We start from the raw sequence: 21,913 nt of genomic DNA, 5'->3' as shown, positions 1-21,913 counted from the left end.
GTTGAGTCAGCGGTCGAAACCACCACCATTCGTAAACAAATTATCGCTCAAAGTTACTACCATGAAATTTCGCGTTGACGATGAAGTCATTGTGATTGCCGGAGCTGACAAAGGTCATCGCGGCAAAATCTTGAAAGTCGATCGCGACAAAGAAAAGGTCGTTGTCGAAGGTGCTGCCCGCGTGTGGAAACACGTTCGGCAAAGCCAAAAGAACCCTCAGGGTGGTCGCTTGAACAAAGAGATGCCCATGAGTGCGAGCAACGTCATGTTGGTCGACCCCTCGACCGGCAAACCGACCCGCATCGGAGTCCGTTTCCTGGACGACGGAAGCAAAGAGCGTTTCGCGAAAGCCAGCGGCGACAGCCTCGGGCAGATCGCGCCAGCCAAAGCTTCCAAAGCATCCAGCTGATTGACGACTTCCACCACACACACCTTACCCTATTGGCCGTTTCTTCCTCGGCGGCGCAGTGCCTAACATGTCCAGCTACATTCCACGAATGCAACAGCGATACGACGATTCCGTTCGTGCCGCGATGACAGAAACGTACGGCTACAAAAACGTGCACCAAGTGCCACGTCTGCTGAAGATCAGTATGAACATGGGTGTTGGTGCCGCAGTCGGCGACAAGAAAGTCCTTGATTTGGCCATCGATTCGATGACTCAGATCTCAGGCCAAAAGCCCGTCACCACCATCGCTCGAAAATCCATTGCAGGCTTCCGTCTGCGTGAAGGAATGCCAATCGGATGCATGGTGACGATCCGTCGCCAACGCATGTACGAATTCCTCGATCGCATGGTGTCGATTGTCCTTCCTCGTGTTCGTGACTTTCGCGGGATCAGCCGCAAGGCGTTCGATGGAAACGGCAACTACACCCTGGGACTCAACGAACAACTCGTGTTCCCAGAGCTGAACCCAGACAAATTCATTCGTCCACAAGGGATGAATGTCAGCTTTGTCACCTCGGCTAACACCGATGACGAAGCCCGAGAACTGTTGCGTTTGTTCGGCATGCCGTTCAAACAACCCAAAGAAAAAGAACAGGCCGGCGCGGCCTGATCCGGTTCCCCCCCCGGAACCACCCCATCGTTTTATTTCAATTCGTCGCACGTCTCTCGCTTGAGACGCTCCCCGATTCGTACACCGCAGGTCCTTTCGTGGCAAGCAAATCCAAGGTCGCCAAGGCGCTTCGCACGCCTAAATTTTCATCTCGAAAAGAGAACCGATGCAAGTTTTGCGGTCGTCCACGTTCGGTGTACCGCAAATTCGGTTTGTGCCGAATTTGTTTCCGTGAGAATGCCAATGCGGGATTGATCCCTGGCGTTCGCAAGAGCAGCTGGTGAGCTTGGATATTTAAAGGGAAACCACAGCCATGATGACCGACCCCATTGCCGACATGCTCACCCGAATCCGCAACGCTGTACGCGTTGAACGACCGTTCGTGGACATCCCCGCCAGCCGCGTGAAGCGTGGTGTGGCCGATGTTCTCAAACGCGAGGGATTCATCTGGGACTGGAAAGAAGAAAAACTGGAAGAAGAGCCAGTTGGCTTTCTTCGTTTGGAACTGAAATACGGTCCCAACGGAGAACGCGTGATTCAGACCATCCGCCGAATCAGTAAGCCCGGCCGTCGCTTGTACAGCCGCAGCAAAGAACTCAAGCCCGTGTTGGGTGGTTTGGGAATCCGAATCATCAGCACCAGCAAAGGTGTGATCAGCGATCGCGAAGCACGCCGCGAAAAGATCGGCGGCGAAGTCCTCTGCGAAGTGTCTTGATCGACACTCGTTGACTTCGAACTTGCCAAACCATTCATATTCTCCCCGTACATTTGTAATCAGCCATGAGCCGCATTGGTAACAAGCCAGTCGCGATCCCCGCCGGTGTGACGATCAGCATTGCTGACCGCAACATTGATGTGGAAGGTCCCAAGGGCAAACTGTCGTTCAAACACCGTCCTGAAGTGACGGTTGCGGTCGATAGCGAAACGAACCAAGTCATTGTTTCGCGTGATGTTGACGATCGTCCATCGCGAGAATTTCATGGCCTGACCCGTGCGATCGTCGCGAACATGATGGTCGGCGTGAAAGAGGGTTACGAAAAGAAGCTCGAAATCGTCGGTGTCGGTTACCTGGCATCGATCAGCGGTGACACGTTGCAACTTCGCGTTGGTTATGCCAACGAATTGCATCGCAAGATCCCTGCCGACCTGACGGTCAGCTGCCCCGACCAGACTCACGTTGTGATTCAAGGTTGCGACAAACAAAGCGTCGGCCAATTTGCCGCCGAGATTCGTTCACTTCGGAAGCCTGAGCCTTACAAGGGCAAGGGAATTCGCTATCAAGGCGAACAAGTCAAGATCAAACCAGGTAAGTCGGCCACCAAGTAGGTTTGCCGTCGCATTTGGCGGGGCGTTGCTCCGCTGTTCCCATTCATTTCATCCGTTCACAACGATCATCGTGGGTCGTCACTATGGACAAGAATAAAAAACTCCAAAGCAAACGCCTGCGTCGCCGGCGCCATGTTCGCAACAAGTTGCGAGGCAACGCCGACCAGCCACGTTTGTGCATTCAGCGCACGCTGAAGCACTTTGCTTGCCAGGTCGTGGATGACCAAGCGGGCAAGACCATTTTCAGTGCGAGCACACGTGACAAATCGGTCCGTGAACAGGTCAACGCGGGTGGCAACTGTGACGCCGCGGCATTGATTGGTAAGCTGGTCGCAGAGAAAGCTGCTGAGGCGGGTGTCAAAGCCGTCAAGTTGGATCGTGGTCACAACAAATACCACGGCCGAGTCAAAGCATTCGCAGATGCCGCTCGCGAAGCTGGCTTGCAGTTTTAATTTTCCCATCCCGCGACATTCATCGCAACGAATCAACATAGTCCGCCATGAGCAACGCACGAAACAAACGCAACAACAAGAACGAAGAGCAAGGTCTGGACGCAGGTCTGATGGACCGTGTGGTCAAGATCAAACGTTGTGCGGCTGTCGTTAAAGGTGGTCGTCGTTTCAGCTTCGCTGCGATGGTGGTTGTCGGCAACGGCAGCGGTCAAGTTGGCTGGGGCTACGGCAAGGCCAACGAAGTTCCGCCGAGCGTTCAAAAGGCGCAAAAGCAAGCTTCCCGCAGCATGATTCACGTTCCTTTGGTCGAGGGCAGCATTCCTCACCAAATCTGGGGCCGTTATGGTGCCGCTCGTGTGCTTTTGATTCCTGCTGGTGCTGGTACGGGTATCATCGCTGGCCAAGCGGTTCGTGCGGTTTGCGAAGCGTGCGGGATCCACGACATTTTGACAAAGTCGTATGGGACCAACAATCCAGTGACCTTGGTCAAAGCCACCCTCGACGCGATGAGCAAGTTGCGGACTCGCGAACAAATTGCCGCCTTGCGTGGTCTGAACCCAGACGACCTGATCGAAGCCTAATCACGAGGGCAGTTTGCTCCCGTCGACACCGGCTGAATCAGTTCACTTCGCATTGCAGCGACAGATCTTGGACGCCATTGGCACAGACACTCATTCAAACACTCGGGCAGCATGACTGACGCCTTCCGTTCAGTATCCCGCCCCCAGCCTTTCCATCACTACTATGCAACTCAACGACGTTCATCGCGGTATTACCAAACACCGCTCTCGAAAACGCATCGGTCGTGGTCCTGGTAGCGGCACCGGCAAAACGTCGGGTCGTGGGCACAAGGGACACAAGAGCCGCAGCGGTTACAGTCGCAAGCCCAACTTCCAGGGTGGAGCGATGCCAATGTTCCGCCGCGTTCCCAAACGTGGTTTCAACAACCGTTGGGCATTGACCATTTTTGCCGTCAACGTTGGCAAGCTGAACGAAGCTTTCAATGACGGCGAAACCGTGACACTCGAAGCCCTCGCGGCGAAGAACCTGGCCAAAGGCAACTTCGACGAACTGAAGGTTCTCGGCGACGGCGAGATCACCAAGAAGCTCACCATTCAAGCTCACCGATTCAGCAAGTCGGCCGAAGAAAAGATCTCGGCTGCGGGCGGAACGGTTGACAAGCTGGCTCCCAAACGCACGCCAGACGAACGTGTTGCTGCCTTGAAGAGCGAAAAGTAATTGGCTCCATCAGCGATCGTTTTGCATCGCGGTGTTCCATCCAACTGAATCAACAACAGGCCTTGGCGATCTCGTCGGGCCTGTTTTCATAGAATTTGCAACCGACCCCAGGCTTCCTGGCAATCGTTCTTCCGCGATTGGTCTTAGGTTGCTAGTTTGACTGTCTTGGCGATCGGAATTTCCCTTCGCTCTGCCTGAAACACACTGTGCGTGCTTGCCATTTCTCTTGGTGAGACGCGACGAATTCACCCTGCACGATCGACGACGGACGGATCGATGTTTGAAAAGCTGCGAATCATTTTCTCGATCCCTGAGCTTCGCAAGAAGGTCATGCTGACGATCGGGTTGCTTGCCATTTACCGGATCGGGTTCCACATCCCGTTGCCGATGATCGCGACGAACTTGGACAGTGGCGCCGGCGGTGGTGCTGCTGACTTCTTCGAAAAGGTCAGTGTTTTCGCGGCCAGCGATCTGCGTCAAGCGACCATCTTCGGTCTCGGAATCATGCCGTACATCTCGGCTTCGATTATCTTCCAGTTGCTCGGAAGCGTTTACAAACCGCTGGAAGAGCTGAAGAAAGAAGGCGAAGCAGGCCGCAAAAAGCTCAACGAATACACTCGTTACCTGACCGTGGTGATCTGCCTGGTTCAGAGTTACATGTACCTGAAGTTCATGCTGATGGCGGGTGCCAATGGCCAAAGCAGCATCAACCCGAACTTCATGAATGCCAACGAGCAACTGTTCTTTGGCTGGCAGATCGTTGCCGTTTTGGTCATGACCACGGGAACCGTGTTCCTGATGTGGCTCGGTGAACAGATCGATGAGTACGGGATCGGCAACGGGATCAGTTTGTTGATCATGGCTGGGATCTTGGCTCAGATGCCAAAAGCACTCTACGAATTGGTGCTGGGCATGAAGACTGAACTCACCGGTTTGGCAAAGGGTCAGGTCGGGATTGAAACACTGATCATCTTGGTGGTTCTCTTCGTGGTGGTTGTCTTTGGTGTGGTGTTCATCACCCTGGGTCAACGCAAGATCCCAACCCAATCCGCCAAGTTCACCCGCGGTCGTCGCGTTTACGGTGGCACCCGTCAACACTTGCCACTTCGAATCAACCAAGCCGGCGTGATGCCGATCATTTTCGCCAGTTCGCTGCTGATGATCCCTGGCGTTCTGTTTGGTTTCTTGGCCGGTCAATTTGCCTCCGACGGAAGCTTGTTCCGTGGATTCAACCTGATCAGCTTGACGATGAGCGATCAAACGTCGTACTTCTTCAACCTGCTGTACGTCGGTCTGATCTTCTTCTTCTGCTACTTCTGGACGGCGATCACGTTCAACCCGAAGGAAATGAGCGACAACCTGCGTGACTCGGGGACCTTCATCCCTGGTTATCGGCCTGGTCGTCGGACAACGGATTACCTTGAAAAGGTGATGGTCCGTATCACCTATGTCGGTGCCGCCTTCTTGGGTCTGATCGCGATTGTTCCGACGATCGTTTACGGATCGCTTGGCGTTCCCTACTCCATCGCTGGCTTTTACGGCGGCACCGGTTTGTTGATCGCCGTCAGCGTGGCGTTTGACTTGGTCCAAAAGATCGACAGTCACCTGGTGATGCGAAACTATCGCGGACTGCTGGAAGGTGCCGGCGGCGGCACTTCACCGGTCGTTTGACCCAGGTGGTGTTGTGCGAATTGTCTTCATCGGTCCGCCAGGTGCGGGCAAGGGCACTCAATGCCAACTGCTGAGCAAAGCGCTCCGCGTGCCGCACATCGGCACGGGCGGAATGCTGAGAGCTTTGGAACCCGAGCGTGGGGAGCAGATCCATCTCCGAATCGATCGGGGGCACTTTGCTCCCGATGAGTTCGTCTTGCAGATGGTCGCCAAGCGATTGGCGGAACCTGACAGCCGAAGTGGTTACCTGCTGGACGGTTTCCCGCGGACTCAGGTCCAGGCCAGTGCCTTTGACCAGCAACTGATGGCTGACTCAGTCAAGCTCGATCATGTGCTGCACCTTCAGGTGTCCGCCGATGTGCTGATCAAACGTCTCCGAAAACGGGGCGAACAAGAAAAACGGGCAGACGATGCCGAAGAATGCATCCGAGAGCGGTTTCGGATCTACGAGGCCCGGACAGAACCGCTGCTCGATCACTATCGGCAGCAGGGACTGGTGCGTGATATTGATGCATCGGTTTCGGAACCACGGGTCCACGCTTCGATCTGGGAACGCTTGCAACCAGACGCACTCGCAAACGATCCTGCTGCCAAGGATTGACCTGGCCCACACCTCGGCCCAGCGAAAATTGAGTGCCGCTTCCTTAGCGTTCGCGACGTGAACGGCGTTGTCGTTCCATTCGAATTCGGCATCCCACTGGAACCGTTTCAGAAACCGTCACTGGTTTGCCAGCCAGAACCTGGTCGATCGCATTGCGGAGGTGGGGCTGAGTCACGTTGCGACCATCCGGACTGTCGTCCATCGCGCCCATGTAGGCAATCTTCCGATCGGCATCCAGCACAAAGAACTGCGGTGTGTACTTGGCGCCGTAATCGCCGGCGATCTGCTGCGATTCGTCGTAGAGGTAAGCGAACGGGAACTGCTTTTCCTTCGCTTTCTCCTTCATCGCCGGCATCGCGTCCTCTTCGATCGTGTTGACGTTGACCGCGATCACCGAGACCGATCTCTCAGCGTAATCCTTGGTCAGTGCGATCAAGCGTTCTTCCGCGTCGATCGCGTAAGGGCAACTGTTGCATGTAAACGCCAGAACCACGACCTTCGAATCGGACCATTGCGTCAGTGATGACTTCTTGCCCTCTGTGCTGGGCAACTCGTTCCATTCGGGCGCCGGATCGCCAATGTCCAGCACAGTATTGAACTCTCCCGCAATAGCTTGGTCAGCCAAATGGATCCAGCAACAAGTCGTCAGGAGACCGACCAGAACGCAGCAATTAAATTTCATCGAGACTCTCTCGGACGAGGCGAAGACACCAACTATCAATGAGTTTAGCTGACCCACCTTCACTGGTAGCCAGGTTGGAAGATGGAATCACCGTACATCTGGCGAATCGCATTTGCGACGTGTTGTGCGATCGCCGTGCTACCGCGAGCGTTGCTGTGGATCCCGTCATCGCTGAGTCGAGAGCCCGGCATCCATCGACCAGGCGGAGCGTAGGGACTCATCAGGACGATTTCCCGCAACCATGTGTCTGAAACCAATTGGACATCGGTTTCATAAGCGACCTCTCTTTCCAAGGCCCAGAAAGGATCGAACATGAATCCCCGTGGAATCTCCATCAACACCACCTCTGCATCGTGCAAACGGCATTGCTGGATGATTTGCAGAAGATTTGCCTTGGTCTGATCGCGACTCTTTCCTTGCAAAAAGTCATGACCGCCCAGCTCAACGATCACGAGTTGTGGATCATGAGAAAAAACTCGCTGCATCTGACCGAGACCTTGATCAGCATGCCCGTGAACGACGTCTTGGATCGCCTGGTTGTTCCTGGATTTGTCTCGCCGCTCAGAACCGAGCTTTCGAAGTCACTCAAGCTTGCCGCCGCCATGATTTTGTTTCTTTCTGGTGTCGGCTCGATTATAACGACATCGATTGCTGCCTTGCTCATCGATCCTTCCCTCCCCAATCATCCCCTGAACACCGAGGATCAAAACATGCTCCAGCCTGCCTCCCTGAGAGCCATTTCTCCCCTGCTTGCCATCGTTTTTCTTTTGGGTCGCGGACCTGTTCTTGCTGCCGAGGATGCCAGCCCGGTATTCCGAGCCGGCGCAGCAACCAGCAACATCACACCGCCTCTGGGCGAGATGATTGTCGGCGGCTGGAAACCGATTCCGGCGACCAACGTTCATGACGAACTTCACGCTCGCTGCCTGGTGCTGGATGACGGCAAAGTCCAATTGGCCATCGTCCTCTGTGACAACGTCGGCATCCCAGTGGAAGTCTTCGATCTGGCCAAGCAACAGGCGTCAGACGCGACCGGATTGCCGGCCTCGAACATGCTGCTGGCATCCACCCACACTCACTCGGCAACCACCGCTCGCGGAGGCTTGAAGACGGCCACCGAAACCGAGTTGACAGACTACCAAGCCTTCGTTGCCCATCGGATCTCAGACGGAATCCGCCGAGCGATGGCGAATCTGGAACCGGCCCGAATTGGTTGGGGAAAAATGGATGAACCATCCGAAGTCTTCAACCGTCGTTGGTTCGTGACCGACGCGAGCTTGTTGAGCAATCCGTTCGGCGGCATCGATCAAGTCCGGATGAATCCACCTCGCGGCAGTTCCAAACTGGACCGTCCCGCAGGTCCGACCGATCCCGAAATCAGCTTCGTCTCGGTGCAAAGCCCTGACGGTCGCCCAATCGCTCTGCTGGCCAACTATTCCTTGCACTACGTTGGCGGCGTTCGATCCGGAGAAGTCTCAGCGGATTACTTTGGCTACTTTGCCAAGTTCATCGAGGAAAAACTTGGGGCAAGCGAACAGTCGCCACCATTCGTCGGCATCCTCTCCAACGGCACCAGTGGCGATGTGAACAACATCAACTTCTCTGCCAAGTCGCCCCCCAAGTACGGCCCCTACGAAAAGATGCAGGAGGTTGCCGGGAAGGTCGCCAACCGCGTCTTCGAAGCCCATCAGCAGATCGAGTTTCATGACTGGGTTCCACTCGCGGCCGAACACGTGACCCTGACGCTCAAAGCGAGGCAGCCCACACCGGAGATGATCGCGTACTTTGAACAAACCCAGGACGGCAACGACGACAACCCAAGAGGCGGTCATCGCCGCGAAGCGATTTATGCCGATCGAATCGCTAAGATCCAAGCCGGTCCCAAGGAAGTTCAAATCCAGCTGCAGGCTCTTCGCATCGGCGAGTTGGGAATCGCGGCGATCCCGTTTGAAACGTTCACTGAAACGGGGCTGGAACTGAAAGACCGCAGCCCATTCCCAGACACATTCACGATTGAGCTCGCCAATGGATCGTTCGGGTACCTGCCGACTCCACAGCAACATCGCTTGGGCGGATACGAAACTTGGCTGGGGAGCAACTACGTCGAGAAGGAAGCAACCACCAAGATCGTTGCCGCGTTGCTTGAGATGTTTCAAAACTTGCAAGAGGACGACTGATGCGTTTGATTGCTCACTTGGCCATGACGATGCTCGCAATCGCTCCGGTGATTGCCAGTGGCCAGGCCAATGCCGCGACGAAACCGAATTTCATCCTTGTCTACTGCGACAACCTTGGATACGGGGACATTGAACCTTTCGGATCGACGTTGCATCGAACGCCCAACCTGAACCGCATGGCCAGGGAAGGGCGAACGTTCACTCATTTCTGTGTCACGGCCGGAGTCTGCACCCCCTCACGTGCCAGCATCATGACGGGTTGCTATGCACAGCGGGTAGGAATGCACTTGAACGATCGAGACGGTGCGGTTCTGCGACCTGTCTCTCCCTATGGTTTGCATCCGGATGAGATCACGATCGCGGAAGTTCTCCAGCAACAGGACTACGCCACGGCCTTGGTCGGAAAATGGCATTTAGGGGACCAACCGGAATTCCTGCCAACCCGTCAGGGGTTCGATTGGTTCTTCGGGGTGCCTTACTCCGACGACATGACCGAGAGAGTTTGGAAACAAGACGGATCGCATTGGCCACCGTTGCCCTTGATGGAAAACGAAACCGTCATCGAAGCCCCCTGCAACCGAGACGGATTGACCAAGCGGTACACCGAGCAGGCGATGCGGTGGATTGCCGAACACAAGGAGGAACCGTTCTTTCTGTATTTCCCACAAGCCATGCCCGGCAGCACCAAGACGCCGTTTTCCAGTGACGCATTTCGCGGCAAAAGCCGGAACGGCCCCTGGGGTGATGCAATCGAGGAACTGGATTGGTCGATCGGTGAGATGCTGGACCAGCTCGTTGAACTCGGCATCGCAGAAAACACCTTCGTGATCTGGACCTCCGACAACGGCGCCCCGATCAACCGCGATCCGGATGACTTGAGCCGAGGTTCCAACCTGCCGCTCCACGGTCGCGGGTACACGACCAGCGAAGGTGCTTTTCGCGTCCCCACGATCGTCTGGCAACCCGGCAAAGTGCCCGCTGGAACCCAATGTGACGAACTGGCAACCACGATGGATTTATTGCCCACGTTTGCGAAGCTTGCCGGCTGCGAACTGCCGCCGGATCGGCAATTTGACGGCCATGACATTGCACCACTGCTGTTTGGTGAATCAAACGCCAAGACGCCTTATCACGCGTTTTACTACTACCATCAAGATCAACTGCAAGCCGTCCGTTCCGGTCCCTGGAAGATGTTCCTGCCCATCGACGCATCGCCCGGACACCCACACTTCAACGCTTCGCAAAAACCAACGACGCTTCTGTTCAACGTGGTCGACGACATTGCCTGCCAGCACAACGTTGCCGAGACGCATCCTGAGATCATTGCTCAATTGACCGTTTTGGCGGAGCAAGCTCGTCAGGATTTGGGGGATAAAGATCAGCCTGGCCAAGGCCAACGCCCAATCGGCAGATCCACGGACGTTTCGCCTCGACGTTTGGAAACTCCGCCGAGCAAATCAAGCCAACCGGGTTCGTGATCTCGAACGACTCGGGTTCCATCTCGTGAGCCGCTTGGGCGTTCGCCCCGGTTGTGCGTGGAAACCGTGGCTAACGCCAACGGCTCACATACCCGATGATACCTGCGTACCTGCTTACAACCTGTTCCACAACGGCCGACCGATCAGCGGCAAAGGTTACTTCACTGACACGATCACAGATCAAGCGGTGCGATATATCGGCGACCGAAGCGTCAACGACAAACCATTCTTTCTGTACTTGCCTTACACTGCGCCGCACACTCCTTATCAGCCGCCCGGCGAGTCTCCCGTCGATCCACTGCCGCTGGATTCACCGCTTTGGAAACAGAACGCCGATCCGCCGGGTGTTTACCGAGCCATGGTTCGTCACATGGACGAAGGCATCGGAAAGGTACTGCAAGCAATCGAGGAATCGGAAATGACCGATCGCACGCTGGTGATTTTCGCCAGCGACAACGGCGGCACCTCGGCGAGTCGCAACGAACCACTGCGAGGATTCAAAGGGCAGGCGTTTGAGGGAGGAATCCGTGTTCCCTTGATCGCTCGTTGGCCCGGACATTTGCCCGAGGGCGTGGTCAGCGACCAAGTCACGATCACCTTCGATCTGACCGCGTCGATGCTGGTCGCCGCTGGGATCATGCCCACTCAAGAAGACGCGATGGAGGGAATTGATGTGCTTTCACTCGCCGCGACCGACGAACCGCCTCACCCCCGCACGCTGCACTGGCGAAAGCCTCGCGACCCTCAAGTCTGGAGCGGCATGCGTGACGGGAACCTGAAGTATGTCCGTCAAGAAAAAGCCACCACCGACGGCCGAACAACGATCCAGGAATGGCTCTTCAATCTGGCCGATGACATTGGCGAACAGAATGATTTGGCCCCGCAAAACCCTGGTGAGCTGGACCGCCTGAGAGGCAAGTACCTGGCCTGGGAACAAGCGGTGAGAAACAACCGCCGAGGCCGACCAGGATGGGTGCCGTCAAAAGAGTGAAGCCTCTCCTCACCAGTGGCATGGTTGATGATTGAAACCGATTCGTCGATTGAGCGATCAGCCGATGGGCGATGGCCCTCGGTTTCGGGAGACGAACCGGACGCTATCGCGTTTCGGCTGACGAAATCAACGAGCTGCTATGCCACAAACGGCGAACAAAACCTCCACGATTCGGGCAACCTTGCCGATTGCGAAGAATTTCCCGGCCGTCCCGGCGAATCGTTTCCTCTCACGCCAGAACCAATCAATCTGCCGCTTCGCCCAACGATGATCCTGGTGCGATGCAGGCCTCGCGCGGTAAGTTGGGGCTATGAGCACGCCCACCGCCACGACCGCCCAGCCACCTCGCATCATCCGCCAATTGCCGGCCCACTTGGTCAATCAAATCGCCGCTGGCGAGGTGATTGAACGGCCCGCCTCGGTGGTCAAAGAATTGCTCGAAAACAGCATCGACGCTGGCTCCACTCGGATTGAACTGAGTCTGGAAGGGGGCGGCGTGGAGCTGATCCGGATCAGCGACGACGGTTGCGGAATGACAGCGGAGCAATTGCCGCTGGCCGTGACCAGCCACGCGACCAGCAAACTGCCCGACGACGAATCCCTGTTCCACGTCGGCACCCTCGGTTTCCGCGGCGAAGCCCTGGCATCGATCGCCAGTGTCTCCCAAATGACCATTCGCAGCCGCGCCGAAGGACAAGACGGCGGCTGCCAAATCGACATTCGGGGCGGAGTGATCGAAACACCGGGCCCCTGCGGCTGCCCTGTCGGGACCGTGATCGAAGTCCGGAACCTGTTTTTCAACACCCCGGTTCGTCGAAAATTCCTGAAGACCCCGCAAACCGAACGCGGCCACATCGTCGAAGCCTTCACACGTCTGGCGCTTGCCAACCCAAAGGTTCACTTTGTCCTGCGCAACGGCGACAAAGAGATGTTTGACCTGTTGCCGACGACGCGTTGGGCGGACCGGATCGAATCGTTCTTCGGGACCGAAATCTCAGAAGCGTTGATCCCGATCGAAAACCAAGACGAAACCGTTCAAATATCCGGTTACGCCTGCGACCCATCGGTCAGCCGCGGCAACAACCGCATGCAGTACCTGTTCCTCAACGGACGGCATATCCGCGACCGAGCCCTGCAACATGCGTTGGGAGAAGCTTACCGCGGCATGCTGATGGTCGGTCGTCATCCGGTTTGCTTCCTGCGAATGCGGATGCCAGCGGACATGATTGATGTCAACGTGCACCCCGCGAAATTAGAAGTTCGCTTCACCGACAGCGGACGTGTGTACAGTCGGTTGTTGCAAACGCTTCGTCAGCGATTTCTTTCCACCGACATGACCCATCGCGTGGGCTCCAATCCTGTCCCCGCCCCAATGAGCGAAGAGGAACAGCGCCAGACGGTTCCTGAATCGGTCATGGGCATGCGCCCCAACGAAGTCGACCAGCAGCGTCAGTCCGTGATCGAATGGGCTCGAACCGGCGGGCCTCCTGCCGGACCTTCCGCCAACTCAAACACTCAACTGCTGGGCGGCGCGAGCGGCACGCCCAACTTCCGCCCCTTTGGCGAATCCAATTCACTGGGCCACGCCGCTCAATCCTCCCTGGGTGCGACCGGGCATTCCCCGCCGCTCGCTTCCCCGAACACGTGGTCACCGGGCGGTGGCGTCGATTCTCAGCGGCCATCGACCGCGGCCGAAGGCATCGAGATGACACCCTGGGATGGGGACGCCTCCACAAATGATTCCGGCCAAGTCGGTTCCCTCGAAAACAGTTCCCACGCAAACGCGTCCCAGACATCCGGCGTGCCGACTCCCAGCGTGAGCCACCTCGGGTTCCAAGTGCACCAGCGTTATCTCGTCACGCAAGACGAGAAAGGCATGGTCGTGATCGACCAACACGCGTTGCACGAACGAGTGCTGTACGAACGTGTCTGCCAAAAAGTGCTGCAGGAGAACGCTTCGTTGGAAGCCCAGCAGTTACTGGTTCCGGAACCCGTGTCGCTGACACCTGCCGAACGCGCCGCCGCTCTGGAGGCCAAAGACACGCTCCGCCGCATCGGTTTGGAAATCGAAGACTTCGGCGGCGAAACGATTTTGATCCAGTCCTACCCGGCGATGCTGCCGAACAAACCGCCCGCTGAAATGCTGCGAACAGTGCTGGAATCCGTGATGGGTGCTGGCCGCGATCCCAACCCCAAGGATCTGCTGAATCATTTGCTCAGCACCGTCGCTTGCAAAGCCGCCGTGAAAGCGGGCGATCCCCTCTCCCCCGAAGAGATCACCAGCCTGCTGGAACAAAAGGATCTGTACCAAGAGACACACCACTGCCCACATGGTCGGCCGACAGCGTTGTTCTTCAGCCGGGATGAACTGGACCGGATGTTCGGTCGTCTGGGACCGCGAGGTCGAGCCTCGGTGTCGCCATGACGGACGCCCCCACCCCCAACACCATGCATTCCACCCCACCTCCCCAAGCGAATCGTTCAACGCCTCAGCTCGCGATCACGATCGGAGACGCCGCTGGCATCGGCCCAGAAGTCGCCCTTCGAGTCTGGGATTCACCGGAGGTCCAATCGTCCGGTATCCCACTGCTGTTTGGTGACGCAGCGATCTACCAGCGTGCTGCGGATCAACTCGGCTGCGATTGCCCGGACGTGATTTCGCTGGCTGATTTCCTGGCCGCACCAACGCTCGCGGCACCCAGTGACGCACCGCAGGGAAGGATTGTCGATTGTGGGAAGCTCACCGCGGAAGAACTCGCGGGCTTCACCCCCGGGAAATTCAGCGCCGCGACCGGACGAGCCTCCTATCGATCTGTCACCGACGCCATCGACGCGGCGGTCTCGGGCCACGTCGATGCCATCGTGACGGGCCCCATCCAAAAGGAAGCCTGGCATCAGGCGGGGATCGATTTCCCGGGGCACACGGAACTGCTGGCCGATCGAGCGGGCAGGGCAGTGCAGGGCAAACCCGCGGATGTCCGCATGATGCTGGCCAGCGACACGATCGCCTGCGTCTTAGAAACCATTCACATTCCGCTGGCCGATGTGGCCTCGCAACTGAACACCGAATCGCTGGTTCGCACGATTCACCTCGCCGGCGAAACAGTCCAGCGTCGCAACCAAAGACGCGGCAGTTTGCTACCACCTCGCATCGCCGTTTGTGGACTGAACCCGCATGCCGGTGAAAACGGGCTGTTCAGCCACCAAGAAGAAGAGCAGATCATCCTGCCTGCGATTGAAACGGCGCGGCAGGCTGGATGGACGATCGAAGGGCCATTGTCACCCGACACCGCGTTCACGCCCGCGATGCGAGAGCGAATCGACATCTACGTTTGCATGTATCACGACCAAGGGTTGATCCCGCTGAAAGCATTGTCATTTGACGATGCCGTCAACGTCACGCTGGGACTGCCCATCATTCGCACCAGCGTCGACCACGGGACGGCCATGGATTTAGCCTGGCAAGGCAAGGCCAGCGTCAATAGCATGTTGGCCGCGATCCGTTGGGCGATTCCGTGACGACGCCAAAGCCAAGGCTGGAAAGGCCCGATCGCCTCTCACGATCAGCATGGGGATGGAGTTGGCTGGCGTTGATGGGCGTGTGTTTTTTGTACGCCGGCGACGCTGCTCCCGGAGTCAATGAAGCTCACTACTTGGTGAAGGCCAAAAACTTCTGGCAACCAGATTGGTGCGTCAACGATCTGTTCGCGTCCTCGGGCAAAGCCCACACGACCTACTACTGGCTGTTTGGGTGGCCGACTCAATTCGTCTCACTCAACGCGACCGCCTGGATCGGGCGAATCGTCGGCTGGTCGATCTTGGCCGCCGGTCTGCTTCGCCTGACCCGCGCAATGCAGATGCCACCGATGAGCAGCGTGTGGGTCTTGATCCTTTGGATTTTGGGGATCCAGCATGGCAACTTGGCCGGTGAATGGGTCGTGGGTGGGATCGAAGCGAAGGTCCCCGCCTATGGATTGGTCTTGTTCGGCTTGGCAGACATCGTCCAGCGTCGGTGGTCACGGGGCTGGGTTTGGATGGGCGCCGCCGCAGGATTTCATGTGCTGACCGGAGGCTGGTCAGTCGTTGCAGCCGCCTTTGCATTCTGGATCACCGAACGTGGACCAAAACGCTGGCGGGTTTCTGCCTTGGCTGACCAAACAGCGAGCACTGACCCCTCCCCGAGTCCCCTCTTTTTCAGCCGAGGCCTGTTCCTCGGAGGAGCGTTGTCACTATTTGGGTTGGTTCCCGCCGCGGCAATGTCCTGGGGAGCCACCGAAGCCGAGCAAATTTCTGCGGCGAGGATCTACGCTTACTTCCGGATCTCGCACCACCTGATGCCCGCGGCGTTCCATTTGGATTGGTACCTCCGTCACGCATTGCTGACCGTGGCTTGTTTGGCGGGCCTGTTCACCGCCTGGCGGCAAAGGCCCGAGCAGGCAACCCACGATGCTTCCAACCGAGATTTGCCCTCAAGCAGCTCCCGCAGCACCGATATCCAGCGAGCCATTGGTTTCCGCATTTTGGGCTGCTTTGCCGTCGGAGCGATGGGAATCAGCCTGATTGGGCTGCTGATTGGAACGCTTCCGGCGGTGTACCCCGATCAAGCCGCCAAGTGGCTTCGGTTCTACTGGTTTCGGTTGGCCGACGCGAGCACGCCGCTCACATTGGCATTCCTGGTGGTCCATTTCTGCTTGTCGAAGCAATTTTTTTCCTGGGGAAGATCCGCCAGCTCAGGAGAGACCGGGCGGCCGACCGTTTGGCTTGGCCGGCTGGGAGCCGTGGTCGTGATCGGGATGTTCGCCCAGGCCTGCTGGGAACGCATTCAGACCGGAGTTCCGGTTTCGGTCAGCAATCGCTTGCTGGGGCTGAACGCGGACGCGGGGTACGCCGAGCAGCGTCAAACGATGGAAGACTGGATCGCGGTTTGCCAATTCGTGCGGGCCAGCACGCCGGAAGACGCGATTTTATTGACACCGCGGCACCAACAAACGTTCAAGTGGTACGCGCATCGGGCCGAAGTGGTGAACTGGAAAGACACTCCCCAGGATGCGGTGGCACTGCGAGAATGGGCCAAGCGTTTCCTGGAGGTCTACCCAAATCGACTTTCGACCATGCGAGTCACCATTCGGTACGACGAACTGCGGGCCATGCGGGCTCAATACGGATGCGATTGGATTGTGGTGGACCGCCGCGTCGTGGGAGCGGAACTGCCTTTGGTACAGATTTATCCAGCGGCAAATCAGCGGAATTCGACTTACGCCGTGTACGAACTCCCTTGACCAGCCGTCCTTTTGGCTTTTTGCGACGAAATTCGGCCAAGAATTTTGTGGGGAGGCCAATTTTGGCCCAATTCCATCTTGTCGCCCGTTCGCGGATCGGTACACTCTGCCTTCCCCATCGCAAGGCCGGTCGATCGGTTGTCGCATGGGGTGAACTTGAGCTGGCCAACGTAGCTCAGTTGGCAGAGCAGCTGATTTGTAATCAGCCGGTCGTGGGTTCGAATCCCTCCGTTGGCTCTTGCAAAATCGATTCAGCGCCGACGGCGATTGAACCGAACAACAGACAACCGAAACAGTTTGCCGTTCAAGTTCAGGGAACAACACAGAACACGGTGCGAACGCATCGCAACAAGAAATCTTTCGAATCAAAAGCCACAATTTTGATTCGAAAACAAGATTTGGGGGTTTGCCCGAGTGGTTAAAGGGGGCGGACTGTAAATCCGCTGGCTATGCCTACACAGGTTCGAATCCTGTAGCCCCCATGGAAGAAGCTGTTAGCTACGAGCTACTGGCTGCTAGTTTTCCTGCCCGCCTGCGGGAACATCCGGAAAGCTAGCCGCCAGTGGCTCATTGCGAGTGGCTGAAGACGCGGGTGTAGCTCAATGGTAGAGCAGCAGCCTTCCAAGCTGAATACGAGGGTTCGATTCCCTTCACCCGCTTCGCTGCTGTAGCTCAGGGGTAGAGCGCCTCCTTGGTAAGGATGAGGTCATGGGTTCAAATCCCATCAGCAGCTTCAAGTCGCTCAAAGTTGGGCTCCCCTTTGGGAGCTGATTTTGAGTGCAACATCGTTTTTGTTTCGTTTCGATTTTCAAGTAGATCGAATGCGATCAACACGGCCGAATTGCCGGCGAGTAACCGTGGGTGTGAACGCGGTCGACGGCAGCAAGGGTTTTCGAGGAGCGTATCTCCCCGAGAACAGTGGTGCGGATCGCGAATGCAGGTGAACCAGAATGGCTAAGGACAAATTTGAACGTACCAAGCCCCACGTCAACGTAGGTACGATCGGTCACATTGACCATGGTAAAACGACGACCACGGGTGCGATCCTCGCTGTTCAAGCAGCGAAGGGCTTGGCACAAGCGAAGGGTTACTCTGACATCGCCAAGGGTGGTACGGTTCGTGACGCCACGAAGACCGTCACGATTGCAGTTGCCCACGTTGAGTACGAGACTGAAAATCGTCACTACGCTCACATCGACTGCCCCGGCCACGCTGACTTTGTGAAGAACATGATCACCGGTGCCGCCCAGATGGACGGTGCGATCTTGGTCGTGTCGGCAGCTGACGGCCCGATGCCACAAACCAAAGAACACGTGTTGCTCGGTCGCCAGGTTGGCGTTCCTTACATCGTCGTGTACTTGAACAAGTGCGACTTGGTCGATGACGAAGAATTGCTCGAACTCGTCGAACTCGAAGTTCGCGAATTGCTGAGCAAGTACGACTACCCAGGCGACGACGTTCCTGTCGTTCGCGGTAGCTCGCTGCCCGCTTACAACAATCCTGCTGACCCAGAAGCCAGCAAGTGCATCAGCGAATTGATGGATGCACTGGATGCAAACATTCCAGAACCTACCCGTGAAGACGACAAGCCATTCCTGATGGCGATCGAAGATGTCTTCTCGATTGAAGGTCGTGGTACGGTTGCAACCGGACGAATCGAACGCGGCGTCGTGAAAGTCGGCGAAGAAGTCGAAATCATTGGTTTGGGTCCCGACTCGACCAAGACCACCTGCACCGGCGTCGAAATGTTCCGCAAGGAAATGACCGAAGGCCGCTCGGGTGACAACGTCGGTTGCTTGCTTCGTGGTGTCAAACGCGAAGACATCCAACGTGGTCAAGTGCTCGCCAAACCAGGCAGCATCACGCCTCACACCAAGTTCGAAGCAGAAGTTTACTGCTTGAGCAAAGATGAAGGTGGCCGTCACACGCCATTCTTCAGCGGTTATCGTCCTCAGTTCTACTTCCGCACGACTGACGTCACCGGAACGGCCAACTTGGTCGGTGCCGACATGTGCATGCCTGGCGATAACGTCAAGGTTGAAGTCGAACTGCACAAACCAATCGCAATGGATGACGGAGTTCGCTTCGCCATTCGCGAAGGCGGCCGTACCGTTGGTTCAGGCGTTGTGACGAAGATCCTCGAATAATCTGCGTTTGCAGAAAGTTGTCTGTAAGCGATAAGCTGGTAGCTGATAGCTAGTAGCTTATCGCTGTTTCAGGGGCGTAGCTCAATTGGCAGAGCACTGGTTTCCAAAACCAGCGGTTGTGAGTTCGACTCTCGCCGCCCCTGCTGTCCAGAATTCTGGTTTGCCCCGACGATCAACAGGATGTGATCGTGGACAAGGTTTGAGCAAACTGGCCCATGGCCAATTTGGCTCAACACCAGAATCAATTCACGAAGGAGTCCACGGGTGTCCAAAGATCTAACCCAATCCGGCACGGCCGGCGCCGGAGGCAGTTCGCTGAGCAGCGAATTGTTTCATGCTGGTGTGTACAAAGCCAACCAAGGCCGGATCGTTCGCCAACTGACGGCTCTCGCCGTTTGGGTGATCGTGACGTTGGGTTGCTGGCGTTTGTATTCGTTCCTCCCCACTGCCATGGGAGATTCCTCCCTGGCTGCACGTGCGATTCCCGCCGCTTTGCTGGCCGCGGGCCTGTGGTTTGGGTTCCGGGTCGTCAACTGGCCACGGTTCGCCGACTTCCTGATCGCTGTCGAAGCGGAAATGAACAAGGTCACTTGGCCCAGCAAGGATGAGCTGATCCGTGCTTCCGTGGTCGTGATTTTCACCATTTTCTTCCTTGCCATCACATTGTTTTTGTTCGATGTTCTCTGGCAAGCCATCTTTAACTTCATCGGGGTAACATCGTGAGTGATGATGACGTGAAAGACGTCGACTCGCCAGAAACCGAAGTCGCTCCTGCCGCTTCGGAAGCTCCCGCGCCCCCACCTCCGGCTCCCGTTGACCCCAACGCGCCCCCCAAACCAGAAGTGGACGAAGAGTCCCCGATGGATTGGTACATCCTGAAAGTCGCCTTCAACCGCGAAGATTCCATCGCCGAAGCTCTTCGCAAGAAGGTTCGCATGGAAGACATGGGTGAGTACTTTGGCGACATCGTGGTGCCATCCGAAGACGTTGCCACGTTCACCCGTGACGGCAAACGCCGCGTCAGCAAACGCAAGCTGTTGCCCGGTTACATCATGGTGTACATGTCGATCAACGACGACACCTGGTTCCTGGTTCGTGAAGTCGGCGGGATCAGCGATTTCACCGGCTCGGCTGGCAAGCCCCAGCCCATGGAACCCGAAGACGTCGAACGGTTCGTCAACCGCCCCGAAGTCAGCGACGAAGACGAAACACCGATCAAAACGGCAATTCCGTTCAAGGTTGGCGACCGTGTTCGCGTCAAAGAAGGCAACTTCGAGAACCAAGAAGGCGAAGTCGACGTGGTCGACGAAGCCAACGGCCGCGTGACAGTGATCATCAACATCTTTGGACGCAGCGTCCCGATGGAATTGGATCACTGGCAAGTCGAGCCTTTGTAAAAAGCCTCTCGCTGCTAGCTATTAGCCGCTTGGGTTATTATCTTCATCCATCCCACTTCAAACACCTCAGATTGCGTTGGCCTTTCAGCAAAACGCTGCACCTCAAGAGCTAACCGCTAATCGTTAATCGCTAAAAGCTGTTTACCCATGGCAAAACAAGTCACCGGCCAAGCCAAGTTTCAAGTCCCCGGCGGTCAAGCCACTCCTGCACCTCCTGTCGGTACTTCGCTGGGTAAGTACGGCGTGAACCTGGGACAGTTTGTTCAACAGTTCAACGATCGCACCAAGGAATACAACGGCACGCCGATTCCCGTGATCGTGACGGTCTACAATGACCGCAGCTTTGACTTCATCACCAAGAGCCCACCAGCAGCGTCGATGTTGATGCAATCGGCTGGAATCGCCAAAGGCAGCGGCGTCCCCAACAAGGACAAAGTCGCGACGGTCACCCGTGCTCAATGCGAAGAGATCGCTCAAAAGAAGATGGAAGATCTGAACGCTCGTGACATCGATCAAGCGACCCGCATGATCGAAGGAACCGCTCGCAGCATGGGCATCATCGTCGACGGTTGATCGACGTTGCAGCCACCGGTTGCGGAACTCGTCAAGAGTTTCGATGGAGTGAGCGTCTTCAGCGACAGCCCGTTCTAGCTTCGGCCTGCCGCGCGATTCGCCGAAAGTCTTGACGACTTTCGCTACCGTTTCGCTTCGACGAATTTCATCGCGGCACTGTTCATGCAGAAGCGTTTGCCGGACGGTGCAGGACCATCATCAAACAAATGCCCCAAGTGGGCCTGACAACGTTTGCAGTGCACCTCGGTTCGCGGGTACAGCATCTTGTAGTCCGTCTGGTAACCGACCGCGTCTTTCGCAATCGGCAAGTAGAAGCTCGGCCACCCCGTTCCTGATTTGAACTTGGTCTTGCTATCAAACAGCGGCTTGTCACAGACGATGCAGTGATACTCGCCCTGCTTCTTGTTGTTCCAATAGGCATTTCGGAACGCGGGCTCTGTCGCTGCATTCTGGGTCACGTCGTACTGAATCCGATTCAGGCGTCGCTGCAACTCGGCTTTCGTGGCCGGAACGTAGTCTTCCTCCGAGGCCTCCTCCGGCTCAACCGAGCCATCCTGGGTGACCTTCAGTGGCGAAGACGATCGCCCCCGGGAATCGGATTCGTCGGCGTGCAGAGCCAATCCCCCCAGCAGCAAGCCACCGGCGCCGATCAGACCGACCACCAGGCTTCGCAGAGGTTTGAAATGCCATGAAAATGAATGCATTGTCTGGTCTCCAAAATCGAGATGGCTGCCCAAAGATCACCGAAACACCTCCATTGTAATGAGCCGGCACCTGTCTCGACCGCCAAATCGCTGAGCCAGCCCCCCGGCCCCAAGCGAGTCGACCCTGCCTGAAAATGC

23 protein-coding genes and 5 tRNA genes are annotated in these 21,913 nt (G+C 56.8%); 25 read left to right on the top strand and 3 right to left on the bottom strand.

All coding sequences use genetic code 11. The features are described 5' to 3' along the window. Nucleotides 1-61 precede the first annotated feature (61 nt). From rplX to PSR62_RS07895, 10 genes are all read left to right on the top strand, one after another. A complete protein-coding gene (gene rplX, locus PSR62_RS07940; RefSeq protein ID WP_047812388.1) occupies nucleotides 62-409 on the top strand; it encodes a 50S ribosomal protein L24 in 348 nt (115 codons plus the stop codon). 67 nt (nucleotides 410-476) lie between these two features. Continuing rightward, nucleotides 477-1,058: a 50S ribosomal protein L5 gene (gene rplE / locus PSR62_RS07935; protein ID WP_443217377.1), complete on the top strand. Its 582-nt coding sequence runs from the start codon at nucleotides 477-479 to the stop codon at nucleotides 1,056-1,058. Nucleotides 1,059-1,156: 98 nt separating this feature from the next. Further along, nucleotides 1,157-1,342: a type Z 30S ribosomal protein S14 gene (locus PSR62_RS07930; RefSeq protein ID WP_053061012.1), complete on the top strand. Its 186-nt coding sequence runs from the start codon at nucleotides 1,157-1,159 to the stop codon at nucleotides 1,340-1,342. Nucleotides 1,343-1,371: 29 nt separating this feature from the next. Continuing rightward, complete coding sequence (gene rpsH, locus PSR62_RS07925) at nucleotides 1,372-1,773, top strand: 30S ribosomal protein S8 (RefSeq protein ID WP_274407245.1); 402 nt, start codon at nucleotides 1,372-1,374, stop codon at nucleotides 1,771-1,773. Between the two features lie 65 nt (nucleotides 1,774-1,838). Next, nucleotides 1,839-2,384 carry a 50S ribosomal protein L6 gene (gene rplF / locus PSR62_RS07920; RefSeq protein WP_274407244.1) on the top strand — a complete coding sequence of 182 codons (546 nt, stop codon included), beginning with the start codon at nucleotides 1,839-1,841 and terminating at the stop codon, nucleotides 2,382-2,384. 83 nt (nucleotides 2,385-2,467) lie between these two features. Next, nucleotides 2,468-2,836: a 50S ribosomal protein L18 gene (gene rplR / locus PSR62_RS07915; protein ID WP_274407243.1), complete on the top strand. Its 369-nt coding sequence runs from the start codon at nucleotides 2,468-2,470 to the stop codon at nucleotides 2,834-2,836. Nucleotides 2,837-2,883: 47 nt separating this feature from the next. Beyond that, on the top strand, nucleotides 2,884-3,417 hold the full coding sequence (rpsE, locus tag PSR62_RS07910; RefSeq protein WP_274407242.1) for a 30S ribosomal protein S5: 534 nt from the start codon (nucleotides 2,884-2,886) through the stop codon (nucleotides 3,415-3,417). Between the two features lie 163 nt (nucleotides 3,418-3,580). Continuing rightward, nucleotides 3,581-4,075 (top strand): 50S ribosomal protein L15, encoded by a 495-nt coding sequence (gene rplO, locus PSR62_RS07905; RefSeq protein WP_047812382.1) that lies wholly within the window; start codon nucleotides 3,581-3,583, stop codon nucleotides 4,073-4,075. A 276-nt stretch (nucleotides 4,076-4,351) separates the two neighbouring features. Next, the gene (gene secY / locus PSR62_RS07900) at nucleotides 4,352-5,746 is read left to right on the top strand and encodes a preprotein translocase subunit SecY (protein ID WP_274407241.1); all 1,395 of its coding nucleotides are present in this window, start codon (nucleotides 4,352-4,354) and stop codon (nucleotides 5,744-5,746) included. 13 nt (nucleotides 5,747-5,759) lie between these two features. Next, nucleotides 5,760-6,347 carry an adenylate kinase family protein gene (locus PSR62_RS07895; protein ID WP_274407240.1) on the top strand — a complete coding sequence of 196 codons (588 nt, stop codon included), beginning with the start codon at nucleotides 5,760-5,762 and terminating at the stop codon, nucleotides 6,345-6,347. A 43-nt stretch (nucleotides 6,348-6,390) separates the two neighbouring features. Here the strand turns inward: PSR62_RS07895 and PSR62_RS07890 are convergent, their stop codons facing one another. Beyond that, the gene (locus tag PSR62_RS07890; RefSeq protein ID WP_274407239.1) at nucleotides 6,391-6,972 is read right to left on the bottom strand and encodes a thioredoxin family protein; all 582 of its coding nucleotides are present in this window, start codon (nucleotides 6,970-6,972) and stop codon (nucleotides 6,391-6,393) included. 116 nt (nucleotides 6,973-7,088) lie between these two features. Beyond that, nucleotides 7,089-7,481 (bottom strand): hypothetical protein, encoded by a 393-nt coding sequence (locus PSR62_RS07885; protein ID WP_274407238.1) that lies wholly within the window; start codon nucleotides 7,479-7,481, stop codon nucleotides 7,089-7,091. Between the two features lie 12 nt (nucleotides 7,482-7,493). Here PSR62_RS07885 and PSR62_RS07880 point away from each other — a divergent pair, with 12 nt between their 5' ends. The 15 genes from PSR62_RS07880 (at nucleotide 7,494) to rplK (ending at nucleotide 21,071) form a co-directional block, all read left to right on the top strand. Further along, nucleotides 7,494-9,206 carry a neutral/alkaline non-lysosomal ceramidase N-terminal domain-containing protein gene (locus PSR62_RS07880; RefSeq protein ID WP_274407237.1) on the top strand — a complete coding sequence of 571 codons (1,713 nt, stop codon included), beginning with the start codon at nucleotides 7,494-7,496 and terminating at the stop codon, nucleotides 9,204-9,206. Beyond that, entirely contained in the window at nucleotides 9,206-10,684 is a 1,479-nt protein-coding gene (locus PSR62_RS07875; protein WP_274407236.1) for a sulfatase family protein, read from the top strand. The genes PSR62_RS07880 and PSR62_RS07875 overlap by 1 nt, the downstream gene beginning before the upstream one ends. A 25-nt stretch (nucleotides 10,685-10,709) precedes the next feature. Then, nucleotides 10,710-11,675 (top strand): sulfatase family protein, encoded by a 966-nt coding sequence (locus PSR62_RS07870; RefSeq protein ID WP_274407235.1) that lies wholly within the window; start codon nucleotides 10,710-10,712, stop codon nucleotides 11,673-11,675. Between the two features lie 310 nt (nucleotides 11,676-11,985). After that, a complete protein-coding gene (mutL, locus tag PSR62_RS07865; protein ID WP_274407234.1) occupies nucleotides 11,986-14,100 on the top strand; it encodes a DNA mismatch repair endonuclease MutL in 2,115 nt (704 codons plus the stop codon). Continuing rightward, nucleotides 14,097-15,194, top strand: a complete 1,098-nt coding sequence (gene pdxA, locus PSR62_RS07860) for a 4-hydroxythreonine-4-phosphate dehydrogenase PdxA (protein WP_274407233.1) — start codon at nucleotides 14,097-14,099, stop codon at nucleotides 15,192-15,194. The genes mutL and pdxA overlap by 4 nt, the downstream gene beginning before the upstream one ends. Further along, nucleotides 15,179-16,954 carry a DUF6798 domain-containing protein gene (locus PSR62_RS07855; RefSeq protein WP_443217376.1) on the top strand — a complete coding sequence of 592 codons (1,776 nt, stop codon included), beginning with the start codon at nucleotides 15,179-15,181 and terminating at the stop codon, nucleotides 16,952-16,954. The genes pdxA and PSR62_RS07855 overlap by 16 nt, the downstream gene beginning before the upstream one ends. A 164-nt stretch (nucleotides 16,955-17,118) precedes the next feature. Then, nucleotides 17,119-17,191: transfer RNA gene (locus tag PSR62_RS07850), tRNA-Thr, on the top strand. Between the two features lie 163 nt (nucleotides 17,192-17,354). After that, nucleotides 17,355-17,436 (top strand) — tRNA-Tyr (locus tag PSR62_RS07845). A gap of 106 nt (nucleotides 17,437-17,542) precedes the next feature. After that, nucleotides 17,543-17,613 (top strand) — tRNA-Gly (locus PSR62_RS07840). A gap of 2 nt (nucleotides 17,614-17,615) precedes the next feature. Further along, nucleotides 17,616-17,687 (top strand) — tRNA-Thr (locus tag PSR62_RS07835). Between the two features lie 217 nt (nucleotides 17,688-17,904). Further along, a complete protein-coding gene (tuf, locus tag PSR62_RS07830) occupies nucleotides 17,905-19,101 on the top strand; it encodes an elongation factor Tu (protein ID WP_047812375.1) in 1,197 nt (398 codons plus the stop codon). A 70-nt stretch (nucleotides 19,102-19,171) separates the two neighbouring features. Beyond that, nucleotides 19,172-19,244: transfer RNA gene (locus tag PSR62_RS07825), tRNA-Trp, on the top strand. A gap of 121 nt (nucleotides 19,245-19,365) precedes the next feature. Beyond that, a complete protein-coding gene (secE, locus tag PSR62_RS07820; RefSeq protein WP_274407231.1) occupies nucleotides 19,366-19,824 on the top strand; it encodes a preprotein translocase subunit SecE in 459 nt (152 codons plus the stop codon). Further along, nucleotides 19,821-20,498 carry a transcription termination/antitermination protein NusG gene (gene nusG, locus PSR62_RS07815; protein ID WP_047812373.1) on the top strand — a complete coding sequence of 226 codons (678 nt, stop codon included), beginning with the start codon at nucleotides 19,821-19,823 and terminating at the stop codon, nucleotides 20,496-20,498. The genes secE and nusG overlap by 4 nt, the downstream gene beginning before the upstream one ends. Before the next feature lie 147 nt (nucleotides 20,499-20,645). Further along, on the top strand, nucleotides 20,646-21,071 hold the full coding sequence (gene rplK / locus PSR62_RS07810; protein ID WP_007324993.1) for a 50S ribosomal protein L11: 426 nt from the start codon (nucleotides 20,646-20,648) through the stop codon (nucleotides 21,069-21,071). A gap of 122 nt (nucleotides 21,072-21,193) precedes the next feature. Here rplK and msrB read toward each other — a convergent pair whose 3' ends face one another. Further along, nucleotides 21,194-21,775, bottom strand: a complete 582-nt coding sequence (gene msrB / locus PSR62_RS07805) for a peptide-methionine (R)-S-oxide reductase MsrB (RefSeq protein ID WP_274407230.1) — start codon at nucleotides 21,773-21,775, stop codon at nucleotides 21,194-21,196. Nucleotides 21,776-21,913: the final 138 nt, after the last annotated feature.

This window comes from Rhodopirellula sp. P2, assembly GCF_028768465.1.
GTDB lineage: Bacteria > Planctomycetota > Planctomycetia > Pirellulales > Pirellulaceae > Rhodopirellula.
This window is presented reverse-complemented; position numbering and strand designations above follow the sequence as displayed.

Bases quoted from the DNA above. Each gene is read 5' to 3' on its own strand.
- tuf (WP_047812375.1), top strand. From the start codon at position 17,905: ATGGCTAAGGACAAATTTGAACGTACCAAGCCCCACGTCAACGTAGGT.
- rplO (WP_047812382.1), top strand. From the start codon at position 3,581: ATGCAACTCAACGACGTTCATCGCGGTATTACCAAACACCGCTCTCGA.
- rpsH (WP_274407245.1), top strand. From the start codon at position 1,372: ATGATGACCGACCCCATTGCCGACATGCTCACCCGAATCCGCAACGCT.
- rpsE (WP_274407242.1), top strand. From the start codon at position 2,884: ATGAGCAACGCACGAAACAAACGCAACAACAAGAACGAAGAGCAAGGT.
- PSR62_RS07880 (WP_274407237.1), top strand. From the start codon at position 7,494: ATGAGAAAAAACTCGCTGCATCTGACCGAGACCTTGATCAGCATGCCC.
- rplR (WP_274407243.1), top strand. From the start codon at position 2,468: ATGGACAAGAATAAAAAACTCCAAAGCAAACGCCTGCGTCGCCGGCGC.
- mutL (WP_274407234.1), top strand. From the start codon at position 11,986: ATGAGCACGCCCACCGCCACGACCGCCCAGCCACCTCGCATCATCCGC.
- PSR62_RS07875 (WP_274407236.1), top strand. From the start codon at position 9,206: ATGCGTTTGATTGCTCACTTGGCCATGACGATGCTCGCAATCGCTCCG.
- msrB (WP_274407230.1), bottom strand. From the start codon at position 21,775: ATGCATTCATTTTCATGGCATTTCAAACCTCTGCGAAGCCTGGTGGTC.
- pdxA (WP_274407233.1), top strand. From the start codon at position 14,097: ATGACGGACGCCCCCACCCCCAACACCATGCATTCCACCCCACCTCCC.
- rplK (WP_007324993.1), top strand. From the start codon at position 20,646: ATGGCAAAACAAGTCACCGGCCAAGCCAAGTTTCAAGTCCCCGGCGGT.
- secY (WP_274407241.1), top strand. From the start codon at position 4,352: ATGTTTGAAAAGCTGCGAATCATTTTCTCGATCCCTGAGCTTCGCAAG.
- rplF (WP_274407244.1), top strand. From the start codon at position 1,839: ATGAGCCGCATTGGTAACAAGCCAGTCGCGATCCCCGCCGGTGTGACG.
- rplX (WP_047812388.1), top strand. From the start codon at position 62: ATGAAATTTCGCGTTGACGATGAAGTCATTGTGATTGCCGGAGCTGAC.
- rplE (WP_443217377.1), top strand. From the start codon at position 477: ATGTCCAGCTACATTCCACGAATGCAACAGCGATACGACGATTCCGTT.